The 26,609-nt window shown below is 76.9% G+C and carries 2 protein-coding genes; both read right to left on the bottom strand.

Annotated elements, in window-relative coordinates; all coding sequences use genetic code 11:
- Positions 1–38: 38 nt before the first annotated feature.
- Positions 39–11,636, bottom strand: a complete 11,598-nt coding sequence (locus tag IE239_RS07345) for an SDR family NAD(P)-dependent oxidoreductase (protein WP_444545008.1) — start codon at positions 11,634–11,636, stop codon at positions 39–41.
- A 76-nt stretch (positions 11,637–11,712) separates the two neighbouring features.
- A complete protein-coding gene (locus IE239_RS07340; RefSeq protein ID WP_190148443.1) occupies positions 11,713–26,607 on the bottom strand; it encodes a type I polyketide synthase in 14,895 nt (4,964 codons plus the stop codon).
- Between the last annotated feature and the right edge of the window lie 2 nt (positions 26,608–26,609).

Raw genomic sequence — 26,609 nt, 5'->3', positions numbered from 1 at the left:
CTCGCCTTCTGGAAGCAGTGGTACGTGGATCCGGGGCGTCACGAGATGCCCAGCTGGTGGTCGATGAGGTGGAAGATCTCGTCGTCGGTGGCGGACTCGATGCCCGCGGCGGTGACCTCGCCGTCGGTCCCCGGGTCCGGGGCGGAGGCCTCCAGGGCGGTCAGGGCCTCGCGCAGGCGCCGGGTCAGCAGATCGCGTCCGGGGGCCTCGGGCGGCAGCGCCGCGATCCGTTCCAGGAACCCGTCGAGTTCGGCCGGCGACGCGGCCGGGCGGGCCGGGCGGGCGCGCTCGCCGACGGCCGTGCCGAGGTGCCGGGCCAGTGCCTCGGGCGTGGGATGGTCGAAGACCAGTCCGGCGGGCAGCCGCACGCCGGTCGCGGCGGAGAGCCGGTTGCGCAGTTCGACGCCGGTGAGGGAGTCGAAGCCGAGGTCCTTGAACGGGCGGCCCTGCTGCACGCGTTCGGCCGAGGTGTGGCCGAGGACGGCGGCGGCGTGGCTGCGCACCAGGTCGAGGAGGGCCCGGTGGGCGTCCGCCTCGGACAGCCCGCTCAGCCGTGTCGTCAGGTCGTCGGCGGCGCGGCCGGAGGCGGCCTCGGCGGCGGCGCGCCGGCGCGGTGCGCGGACCAGGCCGGCCAGCAGCGGCGGGATCTCCTGGCCGCCCGTGCGCAGCGCGGCCGTGTCGAGCCGGGCGGCCAGCAGATGGCCGTGGTCCGAGGCGAGGGCGCGGTCGAACAGGGCGAGGCCCTCGGCGGAGGTCAGCGGGGTGACGCCGCCGCGGCTCATCCTGCGCAGGTCGGCCTCGTCCAGGTGCCGGGTCATGCCGGTGCGCTCCTCCCACATGCCCCAGGCGATCGACAGCCCCGGCAGGCCCTCGGCGCGGCGCCTCAGGGCGAGTGCGTCCAGGGCGGCGTTGGCGGCGGCGTAGTTGGCCTGTCCGGCCCCGCCGAGGAGGGCGGCGCCGGAGGAGAAGAACACGAAGGCGGCAAGGTCGTCGTCGCGGGTCAGTTCGTGCAGGACGAGCGCCGCGTCGGTCTTGGGGCGCAGCACCCGGTCCAGGTGTGCGGGGGTGAGCGAGTCGACCAGGGCGTCGTCGAGGACGCCGGCGGCGTGCACGACTGCGGTGAGCGGAGCGTCGGCGCCGGCGAGGACGGCGGCGAGGCCGTCGCGGTCGGCGGCGTCGCAGGCGACGATCCGCGTCTCGGCGCCCAGGGCGGCGAGTTCGTCGCGCAGTTCGGCCGCGCCGGGCGCGTCGGGGCCGCTGCGGCCGGCGAGGAGCAGGCGCCGGATGCCGTGCTCGGTGACGAGGTGCCGGGCGACGAGGCGGCCGAGGGTGCCGGTGCCGCCGGTGATCAGGACGGTGCCGTCGGGGTCGAGCGCGCGGGGCGGCAGCAGGACGTTCTTGCCGGTGTGCCGGGCCCGGCCGACGTGGCGGAACGCCTCGGGGGCCCGGCGTACGTCCCAGCAGGTGAGCGGCAGCGGGGTGAGGGCCCCCTCGTCGAACAGGGCGACGAGGCGCCGCAGCAGCTCGCCGATCCGTTCCGGTCCTGCTTCGGCGAGGTCGTACGCCCGGTAGCGGACGCCGGGATGGACGGCGGCGACGGCGTCCGCGTCGCGGACGTCGGCCTTGCCCATCTCGAGGAACCGTCCGCCGCGGGGCAGCAGGCGCAGCGAGGCGTCCACGAACTCCCGGGCCAGGCAGTCCAGGACGAGGTCGGCGCCCCGCCCGTCGGTGGCGGCGAGGAAGCGGGGCTCGAAGTCGAGGGTGCGGGAGGAGGCGAGGTGCGCGTCGTCGAGGCCGAGCGCGCGCAGGGCGTCCCATTTCGCGGGGCTCGCCGTGCCGTACACCTCGGCTCCGGCGTGCCGGGCGAGCTGTACGGCCGCCATGCCGACGCCCCCGGCGGCGGAGTGCACCACGACCGTCTCCCCCGCCCGCAGACCGCCGAGGTCGAAGAGGCCGTAGTGGGCGGTGAGGAAAGCGACGGGCACGGCGGCCGCCTGGGCGAAGGACCAGCCTGCGGGCATCGGGACGACGGCACGGCGGTCCGCTACGGCGACCGGGCCGAAGGCTGCGCCGAAGACGCCGAACACGCGGTCGCCGACGGCCAGGCCGCTCACCCCGGGTCCGGTCTCCAGGACCACCCCGGCGCCTTCGCTGCCGAGGACGCTCTGGCCGGGGACGAGGCCGAGGCTGACGGCGACGTCCCGGAAGTTGAGTCCGGCGGCGCGCACGGCGATGCGGACCTCGCCCGCGGCCAGCGGGGCGTGGGCGTGCGGGGCGGGCAGCAGGACGAGGCCGTCGGGGCCCCCGTCCCCGGTGACGGCCAGGTGCCAGGCGGTCTCGCCGGCCGGGGGTCGCAGGCCCGGGTCCCGGAAGGCACGGGCGAGCCTCGGCGCGAGCACCGCCCCCTCGCGCAGGGCGAACTGGGGCTCGCGTACAGCGAGCGCCCGGGGCAGCGCGTCGGCGGAGGAGGGGGCGCCGTCAGAGTCCACCAGCACGAAACGGCCGGGGTGTTCGCTCTGGGCGGCGCGCAGGAGTCCCCACACCGCGGCCTGCGCCGGGTCGGGCGCGGGGGCGCCGGGGGCGGTGGAGACGGCGTGGCGGGTGACGACCGCGAGGCGGGCCTCGGCGAGGGCGGGCTCGGTGACCCAGCGGCGGACCAGGTCCAGCGCGTGGCCGGTGAGGGTGCGGACGGCGTCGTCGCCGGTCTCGGCGGGGCAGGGCCACACGAGCAGGGCGGGCGCCTCGTCGGCCCGGTCGGCGAGGCCCGCGAGGAAGGCGTCGTCCAGGACGGCCGGGTGCCCGGCCTCGGGCCCGTCGGCGGGGACCGGCGTCCACTCCACCCGGTAGAGCCCGTCCCGGCCGGCGGCGGGCGTCAGCGCGCCGGGGGTCAGCGGGCGCAGGAGCAGCGACTCGGCGGACAGGACGGGCTCTCCGGCCAGGTCCCAGGCGTCGAGGGCGACCGCGTCGGGTCCGGCGGCGCGGATGCGCACGCGCAGCGCGGCGGCGCCCGCGGCGTGCAGCGCGACGCCGGTCCAGGAGAAGGGCAGCCGGGCCTGTCCGTCCTGTCCGGCGAGCAGGGCGCAGGCCTGGAGGGCGCCGTCGAGGAGGGCGGGGTGCACCAGGTAGCGGGCCGCGTCGGACGGCTGGTCGAGGGCGATCTCGGCGTGGACGTCGGCGCCGTGCCGCCAGGCGGCGCGCAGTCCGCGGAATGCGGGGCCGTAGGCGTAGCCGGCGTCGGCGAAGCGGTCGTGGACGCCGGTCAGGTCGACGGGCTCGGCTCCCGGCGGCGGCCAGGCCGCGGGCGCGGCGGGAGCGGTGGCGCGGTCGTCGCGGCCGAGGACGCCGGTGGCGTGCGGGGTCCATTCGGCGCCCGGGTCGTCTTCGGGGCGGGCGTACAGGCCGAGGATCCGGCTGCCGTCGTCCTCGGCGGGCCCGACCCGCAGTTGCAGGTGGACGCCGTCGCGTTCGGGCAGCACCAGCGGTGTGTGGAGGGTGAGTTCGTCGACGACGGCGCTGCCGGCCTCGTCGGCGGCGCGCAGGGCGAGTTCCAGGAACGCGGTGCCGGGCAGCAGATTCGTCCCGAGGACGACGTGGTCGGCGAGCCAGGGCTGGCTGCGGGCCGAGAGCCGTCCGGTGAGCAGGTGTTCGCCGGAGCGGGCGAGGTCGACGGACGCGCCCAGCAGCGGGTGGCCGGTGGCGCCGAGTCCGGCGGTGGCCACGTCTCCGGTGCGGACGGGGGCGTCCAGCCAGTAGCGGGTGCGCTGGAAGGCGTAGGCGGGCAGGTCGGCGGCCGGGGAGCCGCTGCCGGGGAGGGCGGCGGACCAGTCGACGGGCAGGCCCTGGACATGGGCCTCGCCGAGCGACAGCAGCAGCCTGCCGAGGCCGCCCTCGGCGCGGCGCAGGGAACCGACGACGAGGCCGCCCTCGGCGTCGTCCAGCGCTTCCTGGACGGCGGCGGTGAGCACGGGGTGCGGGCTGGTCTCCACGAACGCGGTGAACCCGGCCTCGGCGAGCGCCTGGACGGCCGGTGCGAAGCGGACGGTGCCGCGCAGGTTGCGGAACCAGTAGTCAGCGTCGAGTTCGGGGCCGTCGAGCCAGTCGGCCTCGAGGGTGGAGTACATGCGCAGATGCGCGCGGGCAGGGCGCAACCCGTCCAGTGCGTCGAGGAGTTGTTCGCGCAAGGGGTCCATCTCGGCGGAGTGGGAGGCGTAGTCGACCTCGATCCGGCGGGCCCGGACACCGTCGGCCTCGCACGCGGCGAGGAGTTCGGCCAGGGCGGCGGCCTCGCCCGCGACCACCGTGGAGCGGGGGCCGTTGACGGCGGCGACGGACAGCCGCTCGCCCCAGGCGGCGAGCAGTGCGGCCGTGCGGTCGGCGGGCAGGGCCACGGACGCCATGCCGCCGCGGCCGGCGACGGCCCGCAGCAGCCCGCTGCGCAGGGCGACGACCTTGGCGCCGTCCTCCAGGCTGAGCGCCCCGGCGACGACGGCCGCGGCGATCTCGCCCTGGCTGTGCCCGAGGACGGCGTCCGGTTCGACGCCGTAGGCCCGCCAGGCCGCGGCGAGGGAGACCATGACGGCGAAGAGGGCGGGCTGGACGACGTCCACGCGCTCCATCTCGACGGCGGAGCCCAGGACTTCGGTCAGGGACCAGTCGACATGGGGCGCGAGGGCCGTCTGGCAGTCGGCGAGGGCCGAGGCGAACGCCGGGCAGGTATCGAGGAGTTCGAGGGCCATGCCGGTCCACTGGGCGCCCTGGCCGGGGAAGACGAAGACGGTGCGGCCCACCGGTCCCGCGACGCCCCGGGCCGTGCGGGGCCAGGGGCTGTCGTCGGCCAGGGCCCGCAGGCCGGCGGTCAGTTGCCCACGGTCGCCGACGAGGACGGCCCGGTGCTCGTGGCGGGCACGGCCGGTGGCGAGGGCGCGGCCGACGGCCGCGAGGCCGGCCTCCGGGTGGCTCTCGGCGAAGGCGGCGAGAAGGCCGGCCTGGGCGCGCAGCGCTTCGGGGGTGTGGCCCGAGAGGGTCCAGGGGACGGGCGGGCCGCCGGCGGCCTCCCCGGCGGGGGCCGGGGGCTCCGGGAACTGTTCCAGCACGAGGTGGGCGTTGGTGCCGCTCATGCCGAACGAGGAGACGGCGGCCCGTCGCGGCCGGCCGTCGTCGGCGGGCCACTCGCGTGCCTCGGTCAGCAGCTCCACCGCGCCCGCCGACCAGTCGACCTGTGTCGAGGGGGCGTCCACGTGCAGGGTCTTCGGGAGCGTCCCGTGCCGCAGCGCCTGGACCATCTTGATGACGCCGCCCACTCCGGCGGCCGCCGAGGTGTGTCCGATGTTGGACTTCAGCGACCCGAGGTACAGGGGCTGCCGGCGGTCGTGTCCGTAGGCGGCCAGCAGCGCCTGGGCCTCGATGGGGTCGCCCAGCCGGGTTCCGGTGCCGTGTCCCTCGACGGCGTCCACGTCCTGCGGTGCGAGCCGGGCGTCGGCCAGCGCGGCCCGGATGACGCGCTGCTGGGCCGGGCCGCTGGGCGCCGTCAGCCCGTTGCTCGCCCCGTCCTGGTTGACCGCCGAGCCCCGCACCACCGCCAGCACGCGGCGCCCGCCCGCCCGCGCGTCCGACAGCCGCTCCAGGACGACGACGCCGACGCCCTCGCCGAAGCCCGTGCCGTCGGCGGCGTCGGCGAAGGCCTTGCAGCGGCCGTCGGAGGCCAGGCCGCGCTGCCGGCTGAACTCCACGAACAGCTCGGGGCTGGACATGACGGTGACGCCGCCGGCCAGCGCGAGGGTGCACTCGCCGGACCTGAGGGCCCGTACCGCCAGGTGCAGGGCGACCAGCGAGGACGAGCACGCCGTGTCGACCGTCACCGCGGGCCCCTCCAGACCGAGGGTGTAGCTGATCCGGCCGGACAGGACGCTGCCGGAGTTCCCGGCGCCGAGGAAGCCCTCGACCTCCTCGGGGATGTGCGGCAGCAGCCTGGCGGCGTAGTCCTGGTGCATGACGCCGACGAACACGCCGGTCGGGGTGGCGCGCAGGGTGGCGGGGTCGATGCCCGCGCGCTCCAGCGCCTCCCAGGACGTCTCCAGCATCAGCCGCTGCTGGGGGTCCATGGCCAGCGCCTCGCGCGGCGAGATCCCGAAGAAGCCCGCGTCGAACTCGCCCGCCGCGTCGAGGAATCCGCCCTCGCGCACGTACGACGTGCCGTGGCGTTCGCCGTCGGGGTCGTACAGGGCGTCGAGGTCCCAGCCGCGGTCGGCGGGGAAGGCGGCGACGCCGTCGGCGCCGGCGGCGACGAGGTCCCACAGGTCCTGGGGGGAGCGGACGCCCCCCGGGTAGCGGCAGCCCATGCCGACGACGGCGACGAGGTCGTCGTCGCGCGTCGCGGCCCGGGATGCCGGGGCGGCGGGCGCCTCGCCCGTGCCCGTCAGCTCCTCGTCGAGGTGGGCGGCGAGGGCCTCGGGGTTGGGGTGGTCGAAGACCAGGGTGGCGGGCAGCCGCAGCCCCGTCGCAGTGCCGAGGCGGTTGCGCAGCTGGACGGCGGCCAGCGAGTCGAAGCCGAGGTCGCGGAAGGCGCGGCCGGTCTCCACGGCCTGCCCGGAGGCGTGGCCGAGGACCGCGGCGACCTGTTCGCGGACGAGGTCCAGCAGTTCGCGCCGGCGGCCGGGGCCGTCCAGGGCGGCGAGCCGCAGGATCAGCGCCGGCCGCTCGTCGCCGCCGGGGCCGTTGGTCGCGGCCTGCGGGCGCAGCGGGGCGCGGACCAGGCCGTGCAGCAGCCGGGGCACGGGGTCGGCGGCGGTCCGGCCGCGCAGGGCCGCGGTGTCCAGTCGCAGCGCGACCAGGTGCGGCGCGTCGACGGTGAGGGCGCTGTCGAGCAGGGCCAGGCCCTGCTCGACCGTGAGGGGGCGCATGCCGGAACGCGCGATGCGGCGGACCTCCTCGTCGCCGAGGTGGCCGGTCATGGCGCTGCGCTGTTCCCACAGGGTCCAGGCGATCGACCGGCCGGGCAGGCCGCGGGCGCGCCGGTGGTGGGCGAGGGCGTCGAGGTAGGCGTTGGCGGCGGCGTAGTTGCCCTGGCCCGGGCCGCCGAACGTACCGGCCGCGGAAGAGAAGAGCACGAAGGCGGTGAGGTCGAGTCCCTCGGTGAGGCGGTGGAGGGTGAGCGCCGCGTCGGTCTTCGGCCGCAGCACGGTGTCGACGCGGTCGGGCGTCAGGGATTCGATCACGCCGTCGTCGAGGACTCCGGCCGCGTGGATCACGGCGGTCAGGGGGTGGCCGGCGGGCACGCCGGCCAGCAGTTCGGCCAGTCGTCCGGGGTCGGCCGCGTCGCAGGCCTCGATCCGCGCGTCGGCCCCGAGGGCGGCGAGTTCGTCGCGCAGTTCCGCCGCGCCGGGGGCGTCGGGGCCGCTGCGGCCGGCGAGCAGCAGGTGCCGTACTCCGTGGTGGCGTACCAGGTGGCGGGCGACGTGCCCGCCGATGAGGCCGGTGCCGCCGGTGATCAGCACGGTGCCCTCGGGGTCCAGGGCGGGCGCCGGGTCGTCGTCCCGTGCCGGGGTCCGGGCCAGGCGTGGTGCGAGCCAGCGGCCGTCCCGCAGGGCCAACTGCGGTTCGTCGTGGGTCTCCAGCACGGCGGCCAGGGCGGCGGGCCCGGTGTCGTCCCGGTCGGTGTCGACGAGGTGGAAGCGCCCGGGGTGTTCCGACTGGGCGGAGCGGACGAGTCCCCAGACGGCGCTCAGCGGCAGATCGGCGACGTCGTCGCCGGGGTGCGCGGCCACGGCGCCCCGGGTGAGCAGCACCAGCCGGGAGCCGGCGCGGCGGTCGTCGGCGAGCCAGTCCTGGAGCAGGGCGAGCGCGTGGTGGACGGCGGTGCGGGCGTCGTCGGCGGGGGCGAGTTCGGCGAGCACGAAGTCGGCGTCCGTGTGCCCGTCCGTGTCCGTGTGCGTCGACCCGGCGAGGCGGGCCCACCGGGCGCGCGCCGGGCCTGCCGCCGGGGCGAGGGGCGTCCAGTCGAGGTGGAAGAGGGAGTCGTGGTGGCGTGCCGGGCTCCGGAGGGCGTCGGGATCGGCCGGGCGCAGGCCGAGGGAGGCCACCGACAGGACTGGCTGTCCTGCCGGGTCCCAGGCGCGCAGGGCCATGCCGTCCCGGCCGGTCGGGGTGATCCGCAGGCGCAGGCGGGTCGCGCCCTGGGCGTGCAGGACGGCCCCGGTCCAGGTGAACGGCATCCGGCCGCCGCCCTCGCCCATCAGTCCGGTGGTGTGCAGGGCGCTGTCCAGCAGCGCGGGGTGCAGTCCGAAGCGGGCGGCTTCGCCCTGCCGGTCGTCCGGCAGGTGCGCCTCGGCGAGGTACTCCTCCCCCAGGCGCCAGACGGCGCGCAGGCCCTGGAAGGCGGGTCCGTAGGCGAACCCGCCCGCGGCGAACCGCTCGTGGATCCCGGTGATGTCGACCGGCTCGGCGCCGGGCGGCGGCCACGCTGCGAGCGGCTCGGCCGCGGCGGCGGGAACGGCGGACAGGACGCCGGTGGCATGCGCGGTCCACTCTGCGCCGTCGCCGTCGTCGCCGCCGTCGTCGTCCGTGTCGTCGGGCCGGGAGTGCACGGTCAGGGGGCGGCGGCCCTCGCCGTCGGGCGCGCCGACGGTCAGCTGGACGGCGACGCCGCCCGCCGGGGGCAGGCGCAGCGGCGCGTGCAGGGTGAGTTCCTCGACCTGGCCGCAGCCCACCTGGTCCGCGGCGGCCACCGCGAGTTCCAGGAACGCGGTGCCGGGCAGCAGGGCCGCTTCCCCCACCCGGTGGTCGGCGAGCCAGGGGTGGGTGCGGGTGGACAGCCGCCCGGTGAGGACCTGGCCCGTGCCGTCGGCGAGGGAGACGACGGCGCCGAGCAGCGGGTGGCCTGCGGCGGCGAGGCCGGCGGCGGACAGGTCGCCCTGGGGCGCCGAGGCGTCCTCCAGCCAGAACCTGCTGCGCTGGAAGGCGTAGGTGGGCAGGTCGACCCGCTCGGGGGCCGGGCCGGGGTGGGCCGCGGTCCAGTCGACGGCCGTGCCGGCCGCGTAGAGCTCGCCGGCCGCGGCGAGGAACCGGTCCCGGCCGCCGTCGTCCCGGCGCAGGGTGCCGGCGACGACGGTGTCCTCGGCGCCGGCCGCGCGGGCCGTCTCCTCCATGGGGAGCGTGAGCACCGGGTGGGGGCTGACCTCCAGCAGGACGCGGTGGCCCGCGGCGAGCAGTCCGCGGGTGACGCGTTCGAACTCCACCGTGTGGCGCAGGCTGCGGTACCAGTGGTCGGCGGTCAGCAGCGTCCCGTCGATCGGCTCGCCGGTGACGGTGGAGTGGAGGGGGATGTCGGCGGTGCGGGGGCGGATGCCGTCCAGCACGCGGAGCACCTCGTCGCGGATGCGTTCCACGTGGGGGCCGTGCGAGGCGTAGTCGACGGGGATGCGCCGCACACGCAGGTCGCGTGCGGCGAGGTCGGCGAGGAAGGCGTCCAGGGCGGCCATGTCGCCGCAGACGACCGCCGAGGCGGGCCCGTTGACGGCGGCGAGGGACAGTCCGTCGCCGCGGTCCGCGAGCAGCGCGCGCACCTCGTCCGCGGGAAGCGGGACGGAGGCCATGCCGCCCTGTCCGGCGAGGGCGCGCAGCGCGCGGCTGCGCAGCGCGACCACGGCTGCGCCGTCCTGGAGGGACAGGGCCCCGGCGACGACGGCGGCGGCGATCTCGCCCTGGCTGTGCCCGGCGACGGCGGCCGGCTCGACGCCGTAGGAGCGCCAAAGTGCGGCGAGGGACACCATCACGGCGAACAGGGCGGGCTGGACGACGTCCACGCGGTCGAGCGCGGGCGCGCCCGGCGTGCCGCGGACCACCTCGTCCAGCGAGAAGTCGACGTGCGGTGCGAGGGCGTCGGCGCAGGCGGCCATGCGGTCGCGGAAGACGGGTTCGGTGTCGAGGAGGGCCCCGGCCATGCCGGTCCACTGGGAGCCCTGGCCGGGGAAGACGAAGGCGACGTCGCCGCCGGTGCCGGGGTGCGAGCGGTGGTCCTCGGCGAGGGCGTCGAGGGCGGCGACGGCGGCGTCACGGTCGGCGGCGACGACGAGGGCCCGGTGCTCCAGAGCGGCCCGCCCGGCGGCCAGGGCGTGGCTCACGGCGGTGAGGGGCTGCTCGGGGTGTGCCGCCAGGTGCGCGGCGAGCCGCCGGGCCTGGGCGCGCAGACCGTCGCCGCTGCGGGCGGAGACGGGCAGGGGCACCGGGAGTCCGGTGCCGGGAACGGCCGTGGCCGGTTCCTCCGGGTCGCCCTGTTCGAGGACGACGTGCCCGTTGGTGCCGCTGATGCCGAAGGAGGAGACGGCGGCGCGGCGCGGGGCTCCGGTCCGTGGCCAGGGCACGGCCTCGGTGACCAGTTGGACGGCGCCGGAGGACCAGTCGACGGCCTGGGTGGGCCGCTCGGCGTGCAGGGTGGGCGGTACGGTGCCGTGCCGCATGGCCATGACCATCTTGATGACCCCGCCGACGCCGGCTGCGGCCTGGGTGTGGCCCATGTTGGACTTCAACGAGCCCAGCAGAAGAGGTCGTTCGCGCTTCTGCCCGTAGGCGGCGAGCAGGGCCTGGGCCTCGATGGGGTCGCCGAGCGGGGTGCCGGTGCCGTGCGCCTCGACGACGTCGACCTCGGCCGCGGCCAGCTGCGCGTCGGCCAGGGCGCGCCGGATGACGCGCTGCTGGGCGGGTCCGTTGGGGGCGGTCAGGCGGCTGCTGGCACCGTCCTGGTTGACGGCGGTGCCGCGCACGACGGCCAGCACCCGGTGGCCGTTGCGCCGGGCGTCCGAGAGGCGTTCGAGGAGGAGCATGCCGACGCCCTCGCCCCAGCCGGTGCCGTCGGCCTCGGCGGCGAAGGACTTGCAGCGCCCGTCGGCGGCGAGTCCCCCCTGTCGGCTCATCTCCACGAACGGCACCGGCGTCGACATCACCATCGCTCCGCCCGCCAGGGCCATGGCGCACTCCTCGCGGCGCAGCGCCTGGCAGGCGAGGTGGAGGGCGACCAGCGAGGACGAGCAGGCGGTGTCGACCGAGACGGCGGGGCCCTCCAGGCCGAAGGCGTAGGCGAGGCGGCCGGAGGCGACGCTGTCGGAGGTGCCGTTGCCGAGGTATCCCTGGATGTCGTCCGGCACCTGGCGCAGGCGCAGCGCGTAGTCCTGGTACATGACGCCGACGAACACCCCGGTGTCGCTGCCGCGCAGCCGGCCCGGGTCGACGCCGGCCCGCTCGAACGCCTCCCAGGTGGTCTCCAGCAGCAGTCGCTGCTGGGGGTCCATCGCCAGGGCCTCGCGCGGGGAGATGCCGAAGAAGGCGGGGTCGAAGTCGGCGGCGCCGGTGAGGAAGCCGCCCTCGGCGGCGTAGGTGGTACCGGGTCGCTCGCGGGTGGGGTCGTGCAGCGCCGGCACGTCCCAGCCGCGGTCCTCGGGGAACCCGGTGACGGCGTCGGCGCCGGCGGCCACCAGGTCCCACAGGTCCTCGGGCGAGGCGACCCGGCCCGGGTAGCGGCAGCCCATGCCGACCACGGCCACGGGTTCGTGCCGGGCGGCCTCGACCTCTTCCAGCCGCCGCCGGGTGCTGTGCAGGTCGGCGGCGACCCGCTTGAGGTACGAGCGGAGCTTGTCGTCGTTCACCGGGCCGTCCGTCACTGGGCACCGTCCTTCGCGCAGGGGGCGGGGGGTCGCGGGGTCGCGGATGCGGGTCGGCCGGTCACGACGTGCCCAGCTCGTTGTCGATGAAGTCGAAGAGGTCGTCGTCGGTGGCCGCTTCGAGGCGGTCCTCGGCGGTCTCCCCCGCTGCCGGGCGCACGGCGGTGAGCAGGCTCTGGAGCCGGGCGAGCAGTTCGGGGCCCGGCTCCGCGTCGGCGAGCGCCGCCTCCAGCAGACCCAGTTCGGCCAGTCCCGCGGTGCCCGCGACGGCCTCGGAGGTCTCGGGGAGGAGTTCGCCGGCCAGGTGGGCGGCGATGGCCGCCGAGGTGGGGTGGTCGAAGAGCAGGGTGGCGGGCAGCCGCAGCCCGCAGGCCGCGCCGAGCCGGTTGCGCAGTTCGACGGCGGTGAGGGAGTCGAAGCCCAGGTCCAGCAGGCCCCGTTCGGCGTCCACGGAGCCGGGGCCGGAGTGCCCGAGGACGGTGGCGGCGTGGGTGCGCACCAGGTCGAGCAGGGTCCGGGACCGCTGGGCGGCGGTCTGCCCGGCGAGGGTGCGGCGCAGCGCGTCGGCCGTGTCGGGCGCGGACGTCTCGCCGCCGGCGGCGGTGCGGCGGGCGGGGGCGCGGACCAGCCCGCTCAGCAGGGCAGGTACGCCGCCGGGACCGTACTGGGCGGCGAGCGCCGCGGTGTCCAGGCGCAGCGGCAGCAGCGCGGGCTCCCCGGTGGCGAGCGCCGCGTCGAACAGGCGGGCGCCCTCGTCGGGCGGGAAGGCGAGGATGCCGCCGCGGGCGATGCGCCGGAAGTCCGCCTCGTCCAGGCCGCCGCTCATGCCGCCCTTGTTGGCCCACAGGCCCCAGGCCAGCGAGGCGGCGGGCAGTCCGAGCGAGCGCCGGTGCTGGGCGAGGGCGTCCAGGTAGGCGTTGGCGGCGGCGTAGTTGCCCTGCCCCATGCCGCCGAAGACGCCCGCGATGGAGGAGAACAGCACGAAGGCCGACAGGTCGGCGTCCGCGGTCAGTTCGTGCAGGTTCCAGGCGGCGTCCGCCTTGGGCCGCAGCACGGTGTCGAGCTGCTCCTGGGTCATCGCGTCGACGACGCCGTCCGCGATCACGCCCGCCGCGTGGACGACCGCCGTCAGGGGCCGGTCGCCGGGGATGCGGGCCAGCAGCGCCGCGAGCGCGTCCCGGTCGGCGGCGTCGCAGGCCACGACCTCGGCCTCGGCTCCCCGTTCCGCCAGGTCGGCGACCAGTGCGGCGGCGCCCGCCGCCGCCGGTCCGCGTCGGCTGGTCAGCAGCAGGCGCCGTACGCCGTGCTCGGTGGCGAGGTGCCGGGCGATCACGGCGCCGATCGCTCCGGTGCCGCCGGTGATCAGGACCGTGCCGGGCCGGCCGAGGTCCGGGGAATCGGCGGCGCCCGTGTCGGGGACGTGCGCGAGCCGGGCCAGGTGGACCTGACCGTCGCGCAGCGCCAGCTGGGGTTCGCCCGTGGCGACCGCGGCGACCAGTGCCGTGTCGGAGGCTTCGGAGCCGTCGAGGTCGACGAGGACGAACCGGCCGGGGTTCTCGGTCTGGGCCGAGCGCACCAGACCCCAGACGGCGGCCTGCACGGGGTCCGGCGCCCCGTCCGCGGGGCCGGTGACGACCGCGCGCCGGGTGAGCAGGACGAGGGCGGAGCCGGTCAGCTCCTCCGAGGCGAGCCATTCCTGGACCAGGGCGAGGGTGCGCCCGGTGACCTGGCGAAGGGCCTCGGCCTCGGCCACCCCTGCCGCCGGGGCGGGGGCGGTCACGAGCACGAAGCCTGGCCGTGCGGCCCCGTCGGCGACCTCGCGGGCGAGCCCGGCCGGGCCGGCGGCGGTGCGGGCGATGCCGTGGACGGGCTCGTGCGCGACGACCGCCCAGCCGTCGTCCGGGGCGGACGGCGTGACCGGCGACGGCGCGATCGGCCACTCGACCCGGTAGAGGTCGTCGTGGTGGCCGGTGCGGGCGGCGGCCACCACGTCGGGGGCGACCGGGCGCAGCAGCAGGGAGCCGATGTCGGCGACCGGGCGGCCGGTGGGGTCGGCGGCCTGGACGGCCATCGCGTCGCGGCCCGCGGGGCGCAGCCGGATGCGCAGCGCGGTGGCGCCGGTGGCGTGCAGCCGCGCCGCGTTGAAGGAGAAGGGCAGCCAGCCCTGGTCGGTGCCGTCCAGGACGCCGAAGGCGAGCGCGTGCAGGGCGCTGTCCAGCAGGGCGGGGTGCAGTCCGAAGCGGGCCGCGTCGGTCCGGGCGCCGGAGGGGAGTTCCGCCTCGGCGTACACGTCGTCGCCCGCCCGCCACACGGACCGCAGCCCCTGGAAGGCGGGGCCGTAGCCGAAGCCGTCCTGGGCGGACTGCTCGTAGAGCCCGTCCAGGGCGACCGGGACGGCGTCCGGCGGCGGCCACTCGGTGAGGGGCTCGGCGAGGGCGGCGGCGGAGGCGTCCGCGGAGGAGGTGACGAGCAGGCCGCCGGCGTGCCGGACCCAGGGGCCGTCGGCCGGCCGGGAGTGCACCGAGAACGGGCGGGCGTCGGAGGCGTCGGGCGCGCCGACGGTGATCTGGAGGGTCACCGCGCCCCGCTCGGGCAGCACCAGCGGGGCCTCCAGGACGAGTTCGTCCACCTGGTCGCAGCCGGCCTCGTCGCCGGCCCGCAGGGCGAGTTCGAGCAGGGCGGTGGCGGGGACGAGGACGGTGCCGTAGACCCGGTGGTCGCCCAGCCAGGGGTGGGTGTGCAGCGAGATCCGGCTGGTGAACAGGTACCCGTCCGAGTCGGCGAGCGGGACGGCCGCGCCCAGCAGCGGGTGGTCGGCGGGCCGCAGGCCGAGGGCGGTCGCACCGCCGGCCGGGGCGGTGGCCTCCAGCCAGTAGCGCTCGCGCTGGAAGGCGTACGTGGGCAGGTCGGCCCGGCGCGCGCCGGTGTCGCGGAACACGGCCGTCCAGTCCACCGCGGCGCCCCGCACGCTGAGGTGGCCGAGCGCGGTGGCGACGGCGTGGTCGTCCGGGCGGTCCTTGCGCAGCAGGGGAACCAGCGCGCCGGCCGCCGCCGGGTCCGCCGGGTCGGGGAGGCAGTCGCGGCCCAGCGCGCTGAGCGATCCGTCCGGGCCGAGTTCGAGGTACGTCACGACGCCCTCGGCGTCCAGGGTGCGCACCCCGTCGTGGAAGCGGACGGTCTCCCGCACGTGCCGTACCCAGTACTCGGGCGAGGTCAGCTGCTCGACGGTGGCCAGGACGCCGGTGACGTCGGAGACGATCGGCACGGTGGGCGCCCGCAGGTCGAGCGTCTCCACGACCCGGCGGAAGTCGTCGAGCATGTCGTCCATCAGCGGGGAGTGGAAGGCGTGGCTCACGGTCAGGCGCCGCGCCCTGCCGCCCTGGGCCCGCCAGTGCTCGGCGATGCCGGTGACGGCGTCCTCGGCGCCGGAGACGACGACGGAGGCGGGGCCGTTGACGGCGGCCAGGGACGCCCGGCCTGCGTGGTCGGCGAGCAGCGGTCGCACGTCCGCCTCGGAGGCGGTGAGCGCGATCATGGCGCCGCCCTCGGGGAGGGCCTGCATCAGGCGTCCCCGGGCCACGACCAGAGCGGCCGCGTCGGCCGCCGAAAGGACGCCCGCGACGTGCGCGGCCGAGATCTCGCCGATGGAGTGACCGAACAGCAGGCCGGGCTCGACGCCCCAGTGGGCGGCCAGCCGGAACAGGGCGACGTGCACGGCGAACAGGGCGGGCTGGGTGTACTCCGTGCGGTCCAGCAGCGCGGCGTCCGGGGATCCGGCCGGCGCGAACACGACGTCCCGCAGGGGCTTCTCGAGCAGCGGGTCGAGCACGGCGCACATCTCGTCGAAGGCGTCGGCGAACACGGGCCGGGCGGCGTGGAGTCCGGCGGCCATGCCGGGCCGCTGGCTGCCCTGGCCGGAGAACAGGAACGCGGTCTTCCCGGTGACGGCCGTGCCGCGCAGGACGCCGGGTCCGTCCGTGCCGTCGGCGAGGGCGCGCAGCGCGAGGGTGAGCGCGGTGCGGTCCTCCCCCACGAGCGCGGCCCGGTGTTCGAACGCGCCGCGGGCGGTGGCCAGGGTGCGGGCGACGTCCGCCGCGGCGAGGCAGGGGTGGGCGTCGAGGTGGTCGAGGAGCCGCTCGGCCTGGGCGCGCAGCGCTCCGGGGCCGCGGGCCGACAGCAGCCAGGGCGGGACGGCGCCGCCGTCCCGCCCGGCGTCCCCGGTCTCCCCGGCGGGCGCGGTCTCCCCGGCGGGCGCGGTCTCCCCGGCGGGCGCGGTCTCCCCGGCGGGCGCGGTCTCCCCGGCGGGCGCGGTCTCCTCGGCGGGCGCGGGGACGTGCTCCAGGATGGTGTGGGCGTTGGTGCCGCTGACGCCGAACGAGGAGACGGCGGCCCGGCGGGGACGGCCGTGGTCCGGCCAGGGGGTGTCCTCGGTCAGCAGGGAGACCGCGCCCGCCGACCAGTCGACGAACGGGGTCGGCGCGTCGACGTGGAGGGTGCGCGGCAGGACGCCGTGCCGCATGGCGAGGACCATCTTCTGCAGGCCCGCGATGCCGGCGGCGGCCTGGCTGTGGCCGATGTTGGACTTGAGGGAGCCGAGCAGCAGCGGCCGGCCGGCGGGCCGGTCCTGGCCGTAGGTGGCGAGCAGGGCCTGCGCCTCGATCGGGTCGCCCAGCCTGGTGCCGGTGCCGTGCGCCTCCACCGCGTCGACCTCGGCGCCGGTGAGCCCGGCCGAGGCGAGCGCCTGCCGGATCACCCGCTGCTGGGCGGGTCCGTTGGGGGCGGTGAGGCCGTTGCTCGCGCCGTCCTGGTTGACGGCCGAGCCCCGGACGAGGGCCAGGACCGGGTGCCCGTTGCGGCGGGCGTCCGACAGCCGCTCCAGCAGGACGAGGCCCGCGCCCTCGGCCCACGCGGTGCCGTCGGCGGCGGCCGCGAACGGCTTGCAGCGGCCGTCGGCCGCGAGGCCGCGCTGCCTGCTGAACTCGATGAACGCGTCGGGTCTGGCCATCACCGTGACGCCGCCCGCGAGGGCGAGGGAGCATTCGCCGCCGCGCAGCGCCTGGGCGGCGAGGTGCACCGCGACCAGGGAGGAGGAGCAGGCGGTGTCGACGGTGACCGCCGGCCCCTCCAGGCCGAGGGTGTAGGAGACGCGTCCGGAGGCGACGCTGCCCGCGCTGCCGATGCCGAGATAGCCCTCGGTCTCCTCGGTGGGCTGCTGGACCCGGGAGCCGTAGTCGCGGTAGCTGGAGCCGACGTAGACCCCGGAGCGGCTGCCCTTCAGGGACGTCGGGTCGATGCCGGCCCGTTCGAAGGTCTCCCAGGCCAGCTCCAGCAGCAGACGCTGCTGGGGGTCGATGGCGAGGGCCTCGCGCGGCGAGATGCCGAAGAACGCGGGGTCGAACCGGTCGGCGTCGTACAGGAAGCCGCCCTCGCGGACGTAGGTGCGGCCGACGGCGTCGGGGTCGGGGTCGTAGAGCTCCTCCAGGTCCCAGCCCCGGTCGGTGGGGAAGGCGGAGATCGCGTCGTCGCCGAGGGAGACCAGCCGCCACAGGTCCTCGGGGGTGGTGACGCCGCCCGGGAAGCGGCAGCTCATGGCGACGACGGCGATGGGGTCGTCGTCGGCGGGGAGCGCGGCGGGGACGCCGGAGGTGTCCGGCGCGGGCTCCGCGCCCCACAGTTCGGAGCGGATGTGCCCGACGAGGGCCGTGACGGTCGGATGGTCGAAGACCAGGGTCACCGACAGCCTGAGGCCGGTCGCCTCGGCGAGCCGGTTGCGCAGGTCGACGGCGGTCAGGGAGTCGAACCCCAGGTCCTTGAAGACACGGTCGGCCTCGATCGCGCCGGGGTCCGGGTAGCCGAGCACGGCGGCCACCTCGGTGCGCACGACGCGTTCGAGGGCGGTGAGCCGCTCGCCCGCGGGAAGCCCGGCCAGGGGGTTCGCGTCCGCGGCCGGCGCGGCGACGGCCGCGGCGCGGGCGGCGGGCAGGTCGCGCAGCAGGGCGCTGGGGCGCAGTGCGGTGTAGGCGGGCAGGAACCGTTCCCAGGCGAAGGCGCACAGCACCGGCCGGGGCTCGCCGTCGGCCACGGCCCGGCCGAGGGCGGTGAGCGCCGGCTCGGGCGGCATGGGCGGCAGCCCGTTGCGGACGAGCCGCTCGCCGGCGGCGCTCGCCGCGCTGTCCCCGGCCCACAGGCCCCAGGCGACGGAGGTGGCGGGCAGGCCCTGGGCGCGCCGCTGCTCGGCCAGGGCGTCGAGGAAGGCGTTGGCGGCCGCGTAGCTGCCCTGTCCGGTGCCGCCGAGGGTGCCGGCGAGCGAGGAGAACAGCACGAAGGCGGTGAGATCCAGGTTCCGGGTGAGCGCGTCGAGGTGGAGGGCGGCGTCGAGCTTGGGCCGCAGGACGGTGGCCGTCCGCTCGGGGGTGAGGGTGTCGAGGACGCCGTCGTCGAGGACGCCTGCGGTGTGGACGACGGCGGTGAGCGGGCGGTCGGCCGGGATGTCGGCGATCAGCGCGGCGAGGGCGTCGCGGTCGGCGGCGTCGCAGGCCACGACGCGGACCTCGGCGCCCAGGCCGGCGAGGTCCCGGACCAGGGTCTCGGCGCCGGGCGCGTCGGGGCCGCGCCGGCTGGTGAGCAGCAGGTGCCGGGCGCCGTCGGAGGCGAGCCGGCGGGCGACGTGGGCGCCGAGGGCGCCGGTGCCGCCGGTGATGAGGACGGTGCCGGCCGGAGCCCAGGGAGTCGTGTCCGTCTCCGGGGCGGGGGGCGCCTGTTCGAGCCTGCGGGCGAAGACGCCGGAGGGGCGGACGGCGACCTGGTCCTCGCCGGCGCCGTCGGCGCTCGCGGCGCCGGCGAGGACGGCGGCGAGGCGGGCTCCGGCGCGGTCGTCGGGTTCGGCCGGCAGGTCGATCAGGCCGCCCCAGCGTTCGGGGTACTCCACCGCGGCGACGGTGCCCAGGCCCCAGACGGTCGCCTGGAGCGGGCTGGTGAGGGCGTCGGAGCGGCCGACGGAGACCGCTCCGCTGGTCGCGCACCACAGCGGCGCGGTGATCGAGGCGTCGCCGAGTGCCTGGAGCAGGGCGGTGGTCAGGGCGAGTCCGGCGGGCAGCGCCGCGCCGTCGGCGTACGGCTCCTGGGCGAGGGCGGTCAGGGACAGCAGCCCGTCGGGGGCGCCGGACGCGTGCAGGCCGCGCAGCCGGTCGGCGAGCGCGGCGCGGTCGGTCCCGGCGTCCGTGAGTTCCACGGTGACGGTGGTGGCGCCGTGCCGGGCCAGGGCCCGCAGGACGCCCGCGGTCACGGGACGGCCCGCGGCCGCGGCGGGGACGAGGACCCACCAGGTTCCGGTGAGGTCCGGTGGGCCGGCCGCCAGGGATAGGGGCTTCCAGGCGACGCGGTGTCGCCAGCCGTCGATGGTGGTGCGGTCGGTGCGCGCGCGCCACCAGTCGGCCAGTGCCGGCAGCACCGACGTCAGGCCGGCGCGGGCCGCGTCGTCGGCCTCGGGCAGCCGCAGCGCGCCGGCGAGGGCGGGCAGGTCCCGGCGTTCGACGGCGTCCCAGAAGGAGGCGTCGGCGGGTGCCGCGGTGTGCGCGGCGGCCGGGCCGGCGGTGGCGTCGAGCCAGTAGCGCTGCTGCTGGAAGGCGTAGGTGGGCAGGTCGGCGTGGCGGGCGCCGGTGTCCTCGAAGGCGGGCCGCCAGTCGACGGGGAGGCCCCGGACGTACGGTTCGGCGAGGGAGGCGAGGAAGCGGTCGGGTCCGCCGGTGCCGGTCTGCAGGGTGCCGGTGACGCAGCCCGTCCCGCCCGCGTCGTCCACGCTCTGCTGGAGCCAGACGGTGAGCATGGGGTGCGGGCTCGCCTCGACGAAGGTGTCGTACCCGGCGGCGGTCAGCGAGGTGACGGCCCGGTGGAATTCGACCGGCTCGCGAAGGTTTCGGTACCAGTACCCGGCATCGAGGGTCAGCGGGTCCAGCGGGCCACCGGTGACGGTGGAGCAGAAGGCGATGTCCGTGGCGCGCGGGGCGATGTCGGCGAGGGCGTCGAGGATCTCGGTGCGCAGGGCGTCCACCTGGGGCGAGTGGCCCGCGAAGGTGACGCCCGGGATGCTCCAGCTGAGCACGCCCTGCTCGGCCAGCCGCTCGCCGATCTCCTCCAGGGCCCGGGGTTCGCCCGAGAGGGTCACGGAGGCGGGCGCGTTGACGGCGGCGACGGCGACGCGGTCGCTGAAGTCGCCGATGAGATCGCTCAGTTCGTCGACCGCCCGGGCGGCGAAGAGCATCGTGCCGTGCCCGACGAGCGGGATCAGCGCCCGGCTGCGCAGGGCCACGACCTTGGCCGCGTCCTGAAGGGTCAGTGCCCCGGCGACGCAGGCGGCGGCGATCTCGCCCTGGCTGTGTCCGACGACCGCGGCGGGTTCCACGCCGTACGAGCGCCAGAGCGCGGCCAGCGACACCATCACGGAGAACAGCACCGGCTGGACCACGTCCACGCGGTCCAGCGGCGGGCTGCCGGGCTCCTCGCACAGGACGTCGGTCAGGGACCAGTCGACGTACGGGGCCAGGGCGCGTTCGCAGTCGGCGATGCTCTGTGCGAAGACGGGCGCGCAGTCGAGGAGTTCGGTGGCCATGGCGGACCACTGGGAGCCCTGGCCGGGGAAGACGAACACGGTGCGGCCGGAGGCGGTGGCGGTGCCCCGGACGACGGCGGGGTGCGCCTGACCGGCGGCGAGCGCGGCCAGGCCGTCGAGGAGTCCGTCGCGTTCGGTGCCGACGACGACGGCCCGGTGCTCGAACGCGGAGCGTCCGGTCGCCAGGGTGAGGCCGATGTCGGCCGGGTGCAGGGCCGGCTCCCGGGTGACGTGGGCGTGCAGGTGCTCCGCCTGTTCGCGCAGGGCCTGTTCGGTGCGGCCGGACAGGGTCCAGGCGAGCGCGGCGGGCGGCTGGTGGCCGGTGGGCCCGGCGGGTTCCCCGGCCTGCTCGACGATGACGTGCGCGTTGGTGCCGCTGAGGCCGAAGGAGGAGATCCCGGCGCGGCGCGGGTGTCCGTCCGTCTCCCAGGGCCTGGCCCGGGTCAGGAGTTCCACGGCGCCGGACGACCAGTCGACGTCCGGGGTGGGCTCGTCGGCGTGCAGGGTGCGGGGCAGGACGCCGTGGCGCATCGCCTGGACCATCTTGATGATGCCGGCGACGCCCGCGGCGGCCTGGCTGTGGCCGATGTTGGACTTGAGGGAGCCGAGCAGCAGCGGCCGGCCGGCGGGCCGGCCCTTGCCGTAGGTGGCGAGCAGGGCCTGCGCCTCGATCGGGTCGCCCAGTCTGGTGCCGGTGCCGTGCGCCTCCACCGCGTCGACCTCGGCGCCGGTCAGTCCGGCCGAGGCGAGGGCGCTGCGGATGACGCGCTGCTGGGCGAGTCCGCTGGGGGCGGTGAGGCCGTTGCTCGCGCCGTCCTGGTTGACGGCCGAGCCCCGGACGAGGGCCAGGACGGGATGCCCGTTGCGGCGGGCGTCCGAGAGGCGTTCGAGGAGGAGCAGTCCGGCTCCTTCGGCGATGCCGAAGCCGTCCGCGCCGGCGCCGAAGGACTTGCAGCGGCCGTCGGCCGCGAGGCCGCGCTGGCGGCTGAAGCCGGTGAAGGACAGGGGTGTCCCCAGCACGGTGGCGCCGCCCGCGAGGGCCAGCGTGCACTCGCCGGACCTGAGCGCCTGCGCGGCGAGGTGGAGGGCGACCAGGGAGGAGGAGCAGGCGGTGTCGACGGTGACCGCCGGGCCCTCCCAGCCGAACGTGTAGGCGATGCGGCCGGACAGGACGCTGGTGGAGATGCCGGCGATGAGGTGGCCCTCGACCTCGTCGGGGACGGGGCCCTGTCCGCCGTAGCCCTGGTAGGCGGCGCCGGTGAAGACGCCGACCTGGGTGCCGCGCAGGGTGGCGGGGTCGATGCGGGCGCGTTCGAGGGTCTCCCAGGCGATCTCCAGGAGGAGTCGCTGCTGGGGGTCCATGGCCAGGGCCTCGCGGGGTGAGATGCCGAAGAAGGCGGGGTCGAAGCGGCCCGCGTCGTGCAGGAATCCGCCGTCGGTGCTGTAGGTGGTGCCGGCCCGGTCCGGATCGGTGTCGTAGAGCCGGTCGAGGTCCCAGCCGCGGTCGGCGGGCGGCCCGGAGACGGCGTCGCGGCCCTCCTCGACCAGCCGCCACAGGTCCTCGGGGGTCCGTACGTCACCGGGGTAGCGGCAGCCCATGGCGACGACGGCGATCGGGTCGTCGGGGTCGGCGGCCACATGGGCGGGGAGGGCTGCCGCCGGGGCGTCGGGGCCGAGGAGCTCCTCGCGCACGTGGCGGGCGAGGGCGGTGGAGCTCGCGTAGTCGAACAGGACGGTGACGGGCAGCCGCAGACCGGTGGCGGTGTTGAGCCGGTTGCGCATCTCGACGGCGGTGAGGGAGTCGAAGCCGAGTTCGCGGAAGGCACGGTCCGGCTGGACGGCGTCGGCGGTGTCGTGGCCGAGGACGGCTGCGGCGTGCTCACGGACGAGGTCGGTCAGCAGCCGGTCGCGCTCGGCGGGGGCGAGCGGGGTCAGCCGGTCGCGCAGGGGGGAGGCGCCGTTCGCGGTGTCGGAACGGGGCGCGGTCTCCTCGGCGAGGACGCGGCGCACGTCGGGCAGGTCGCCGATGAGAGGGCTGGGGCGGGCGGAGGTGAAGACCGGGGCGAAGCGGTCCCAGTCGACGGCGGTGACCAGTTCGACGGCCGGGGCGTCGGCGAGGACCTGTCCGAGCGCGGTGAGCGCGGTCGCGGGCCGCATGAACGGGATTCCCCGGCCGCGCAGTTGCTCCTCGACCAGGTTGGCGGCCATGCCCGCGCCGCCCTCGGGGTCCCAGATGCCCCAGACGACGGACGTGGCCGTGCGTCCCCTGGCCCGGCGCTGTTCGGCGAGCGCGTCGAGGTAGGCGTTGGCGCAGGCGTACGCGCCGTGGTCGCCGCTGCCCCAGACGCCGGAGATGGAGGAGAACAGCACGAACGCGTCGAGCCCGTCGCGGTCGAAGAGGGCGTCGAGGTGGGCAGCTCCGGCGACCTTGGCGTACAGGGTCTCGGCGAACTCCTCGGGGTCGGTGTCGGCGAGCGGGACGAGCAGGCCGGTCCCGGCCGCGTGGACGACCGTGGTGATCGGTCCGGCGTCCTGTTCGACCTCCCGTACGAAGGCGGCCAGCCGGCCGCGGTCGGCGACGTCGCAGGCGGCGACCGTGACGCGGACGCCGTCGGCCCCGAGGGAGTCCGCGAGTGAGGCCGCGCCGGGGGCCTCGATGCCCCGGCGGCCGACCAGCACCAGGTGCTCGGCACCGCGATCGGCCAGCCACCGGGCCAGGTGCGCGCCGACGCCGCCGGTGCCGCCGGTGACCAGGACGGTGCCGCGGGCCCGCCAGCCGTCGCGGTCCGCGCGGTCGGTGGTGCGGCTGCGTACCAGGCGCCGTCCGTAGGCGCCGCCGGCGCGCAGTGCGATCTGGTCCTCGCCGGACCGGCCGGACAGGGCGTGGCACAGGCGGGCCGCGCCGCGTGCGTCGAGCGTCTCGGGGAGGTCGACGAGTCCGCCCCAGCGCTGCGGGTGCTCCAGCGCGGCCACCCGGCCCAGGCCCCACACCAGGTACTGGGCCGCGCTGGTGACGTCGTCGCCGCGGCCGGTGGCGACAGCGCCCCGGGTGGCGCACCACAGGGGGGCGTCCAGGCCGGCGTCGCCGAGGGCCTGGATCAGGCTCAGGGTGAGCGCCGTGCCGAGCGGGAGGTGGGGGCGGTCCGGGCAGGGCCGCTCGTCCAGGACGATCAGGGACAGCACGCCCTGTACCGGGCCCGCCTCCTCGACGGCCCGGCGCAGCCGGTCCGCGAGGTCCGCGCGGTCGGCCCGGGTACCGGTGCCGCCGAGCACCACGGGCACGGGGGCGGCGCCCGCCTCGCGCAGCGCCTTCAGACAGGGGTGCGCGTCGACGGCCTCCGTGGTGGCGACGAGCCAGGTGCCGTCGAGGGCGGCCGGGCGGCCTGCCGGGGCGTCGGCGAGCGGGCGCCACTCGACGCGGTAGCGCCAGGAGTCGACGGTGGCCTGCTCGTCGCCCCGGGTGCGCCAGTCGGCCAGGGCGGGCAGGACGGCGGAGAGCGGGGCCTGCGGGGCGACGCCCAGGGTGGTGGCGAGCGCCGTCAGGTCCTGGGCCCGCACGCTCTCCCAGAAGGCGTCCTGCAGCGGGTCCCCCGCCGTGCCGACGCCACGCGCGGCGTCGGCCGGGGTGCGCTGCAGCCAGTAGCGGTCCCTCCGGAAGGCGTAGGTGGGCAGGCCCACCGGCCGCCGCGGGTGACCGGCGAAGAGGGTGTTCCAGTCGGGGGCGAGACCGCCGGTGTGGGCCTCGGCCAGGGAGAGCAGGAAGCGCTCGGTCCCGCCCTGGTCGCGGCGCAGGGTGCCGACCGCGACGGCGTCCGTCCCGGCGGCCTCGGCGGTCTGGTCGATCGCCACGGTGAGCACGGGGTGCGGGCTGGACTCGACGAAGAACCGGAAGCCCTCGGCGAGCAGGGCGCGGGTGGCCTCCTCCAGCCGTACGGGCCGGCGCAGGTTGCGGTACCAGTAGCCGGCGTCCAGGTCGCCGGTCTCCTGCCAGCACAGGTCGACGGTGGAGTAGAAGGGGATCCGCCCGGCGGTGGGCCGGATCCCGGCCAGGCTCTCGAGGAGCCGTTCGCGGATCTCCTCGACGTGGGCGCTGTGGGAGGCGTAGTCGACGGGGATCCGGCGGGCGCGGACGCCGGCGGCCCGGAGGCCGGCGACGAGTCCGTCGACGGCCTCGGGGTCGCCGGACACCACCACCGAGGCGGGGCCGTTGACGGCGGCGACCGACAGCCGGCCCTCCCAGCGGGCCAGACGGTCCGTCAGCTCGTCCGCCGGGAGCGGTATCGCGGCCATGCCGCCGCGCCCGGCCAGCTCGACGAGGGCGCGGCTGCGCAGGGCGACGACCTTGGCGCCGTCCTCCAGCGTGAGCGCCCCGGCCACCACGGCGGCGGCGATCTCGCCCTGGCTGTGCCCGAGGACGGCGTCCGGCTCGACGCCGTGCGAGCGCCACAGCTCGGCCAGGGACACCATGACGGCGAAGAGGGCGGGCTGGACGACGTCGACGCGCTCCAACTCGCTTTCGGAGTCGAGGACTTCGGTCAGCGACCAGTCGACGTGCGGGGCGATGGCGGCCTCGCAGGCCGCCATCCGCTCGGCGAACACCGGTGAGACGGCCAGGAGTTCGAGGGCCATGCCGGCCCACTGGGCGCCCTGGCCGGGGAAGACGAAGGCGACCCGGCCCGAGGCGCGCACCGTGCCCCGCACCAGTCCGGCGAAGGCGCCCGCGCCGGCCAGGGCGGTGAGCCCGGACCGGAAGCCGTCGGCCGAGTCGGCGACCACGACGGCACGGTGCTCGAAGGCCGAGCGGGTGGTCGCCAGGGCCCGTGCGACGGCCCCCGTGTCGACGGTGTCGTCCAGCATCTCCAGCAGGCGCTCGGCCTGGGCCGTCAGCGCTTCTTCGGTACGGGCGGAGACGACCCAGGGCACCACGGTGCGCGGTGCGTCCGGCGCGCCGGGCGCGGCCTCCGCCTCCCGGGGAGCCTCCTCGATGATCACGTGGGCGTTGGTGCCGCTGACACCGAAGCCGGAGACGGCGGCGCGGCGGGGCCGGCCGGGGTCGGCCGGCCATTCCCGTGCCTCGGTCAGCAGCTCCACCGCGCCCGCCGACCAGTCGACCTGTGTCGACGGCGCGTCCACGTGCAGGGTCTTGGGAAGCACCCCGTGCCGCAGCGCCTCCACCATCTTGATCACGCCGCCCGCGCCGGCCGCCGCCGAGGAGTGACCGATGTTGGACTTCAACGACCCCAGCCACAGAGGCCGTTCACGCCGCTTCCCATAGGTGGCGAGCAGGGCCTGCGCCTCGATCGGGTCGCCGAGGCGGGTCCCGGTGCCGTGCGCCTCGACGACGTCGACGTCGCCCGCCGACAGCCGGGCGTCCGCGAGCGCCGCCCGGATGACGCGCTGCTGGGCCGGGCCGCTGGGCGCCGTCAGCCCGTTGCTCGCCCCGTCCTGGTTGACCGCCGTCCCGCGCACCACCGCCAGCACCCGGCGCCCGCCCGCCCGCGCGTCCGACAGCCGCTCCAGCACGAGCACGCCCAGGCCCTCGGACCAGGAGGTGCCGTCGGCTCCGTCGGCGAAGGCCTTGCAGCGGCCGTCGGGCGCCAGGGCGCGCTGCCGGCTGAAGGCGACGAAGGGGTCGGGGTGCGGCATGACGGTGACGCCGCCGGCGAGCGCGAGGGTGCACTCGCCGGACCTGAGGGCCCGAACCGCCAGGTGCAGGGCGACCAGCGAGGACGAGCAGGCCGTGTCGACCGTCACCGCGGGCCCCTCGAGACCGAGGGTGTAGGAGACGCGGCCGGAGATCACGCTGCCGGCGGTGCCGGCGTGCAGGAGTCCCTGGACGTCGGGCCGGTCGCGGGAGTCGTCGCCGTAGTCGTTGGTCATGGCGCCGATGAACACGCCGGTGGGGCTGGAGCGCAGGGCGGCCGGGTCGATGCCCGCACGCTCCACCGCCTCCCAGGACGCCTCCAGCAGCATGCGCTGCTGCGGGTCCATGGCCAGCGCCTCGCGCGGCGAGATCCCGAAGAAGCCCGCGTCGAACTCCCCCGCGTCGTGCAGGAATCCGCCGTGCCGGGTGCAGGAGGTGCCGGGATGGTCCGGGTCGGGGTGGTAGAGGACGGAGGCGTCCCAGCCGCGGTCGGCGGGCCACTCGGAGATGGCGTCCCGGCCCTCGGCGACCAGTTCCCACAGCCGCTCGGGGGTGTCGGCGCCGCCGGGATAGCGGCAGCTCGTGGCCACGATGGCGATGGGCTCGTGCCGGGCGTCCTCGGCCTCGCGCAGTTCGCGGCGCGCCTCGCCGAGGTCCGCGGTGGCCCGCCTGAGGTAGTCGAGGAGTTTCTGTTCGTCAGACATGG

Origin of the sequence: Streptomyces humidus, assembly GCF_014649655.1 — a bacterium.
Taxonomy (GTDB): domain Bacteria; phylum Actinomycetota; class Actinomycetes; order Streptomycetales; family Streptomycetaceae; genus Streptomyces; species Streptomyces humidus.
This window is presented reverse-complemented; position numbering and strand designations above follow the sequence as displayed.

Coding starts and splice junctions, on each gene's coding strand:
- IE239_RS07340 (WP_190148443.1), bottom strand. CDS start 26,607: ATGTCTGACGAACAGAAACTCCTCGACTACCTCAGGCGGGCCACCGCG.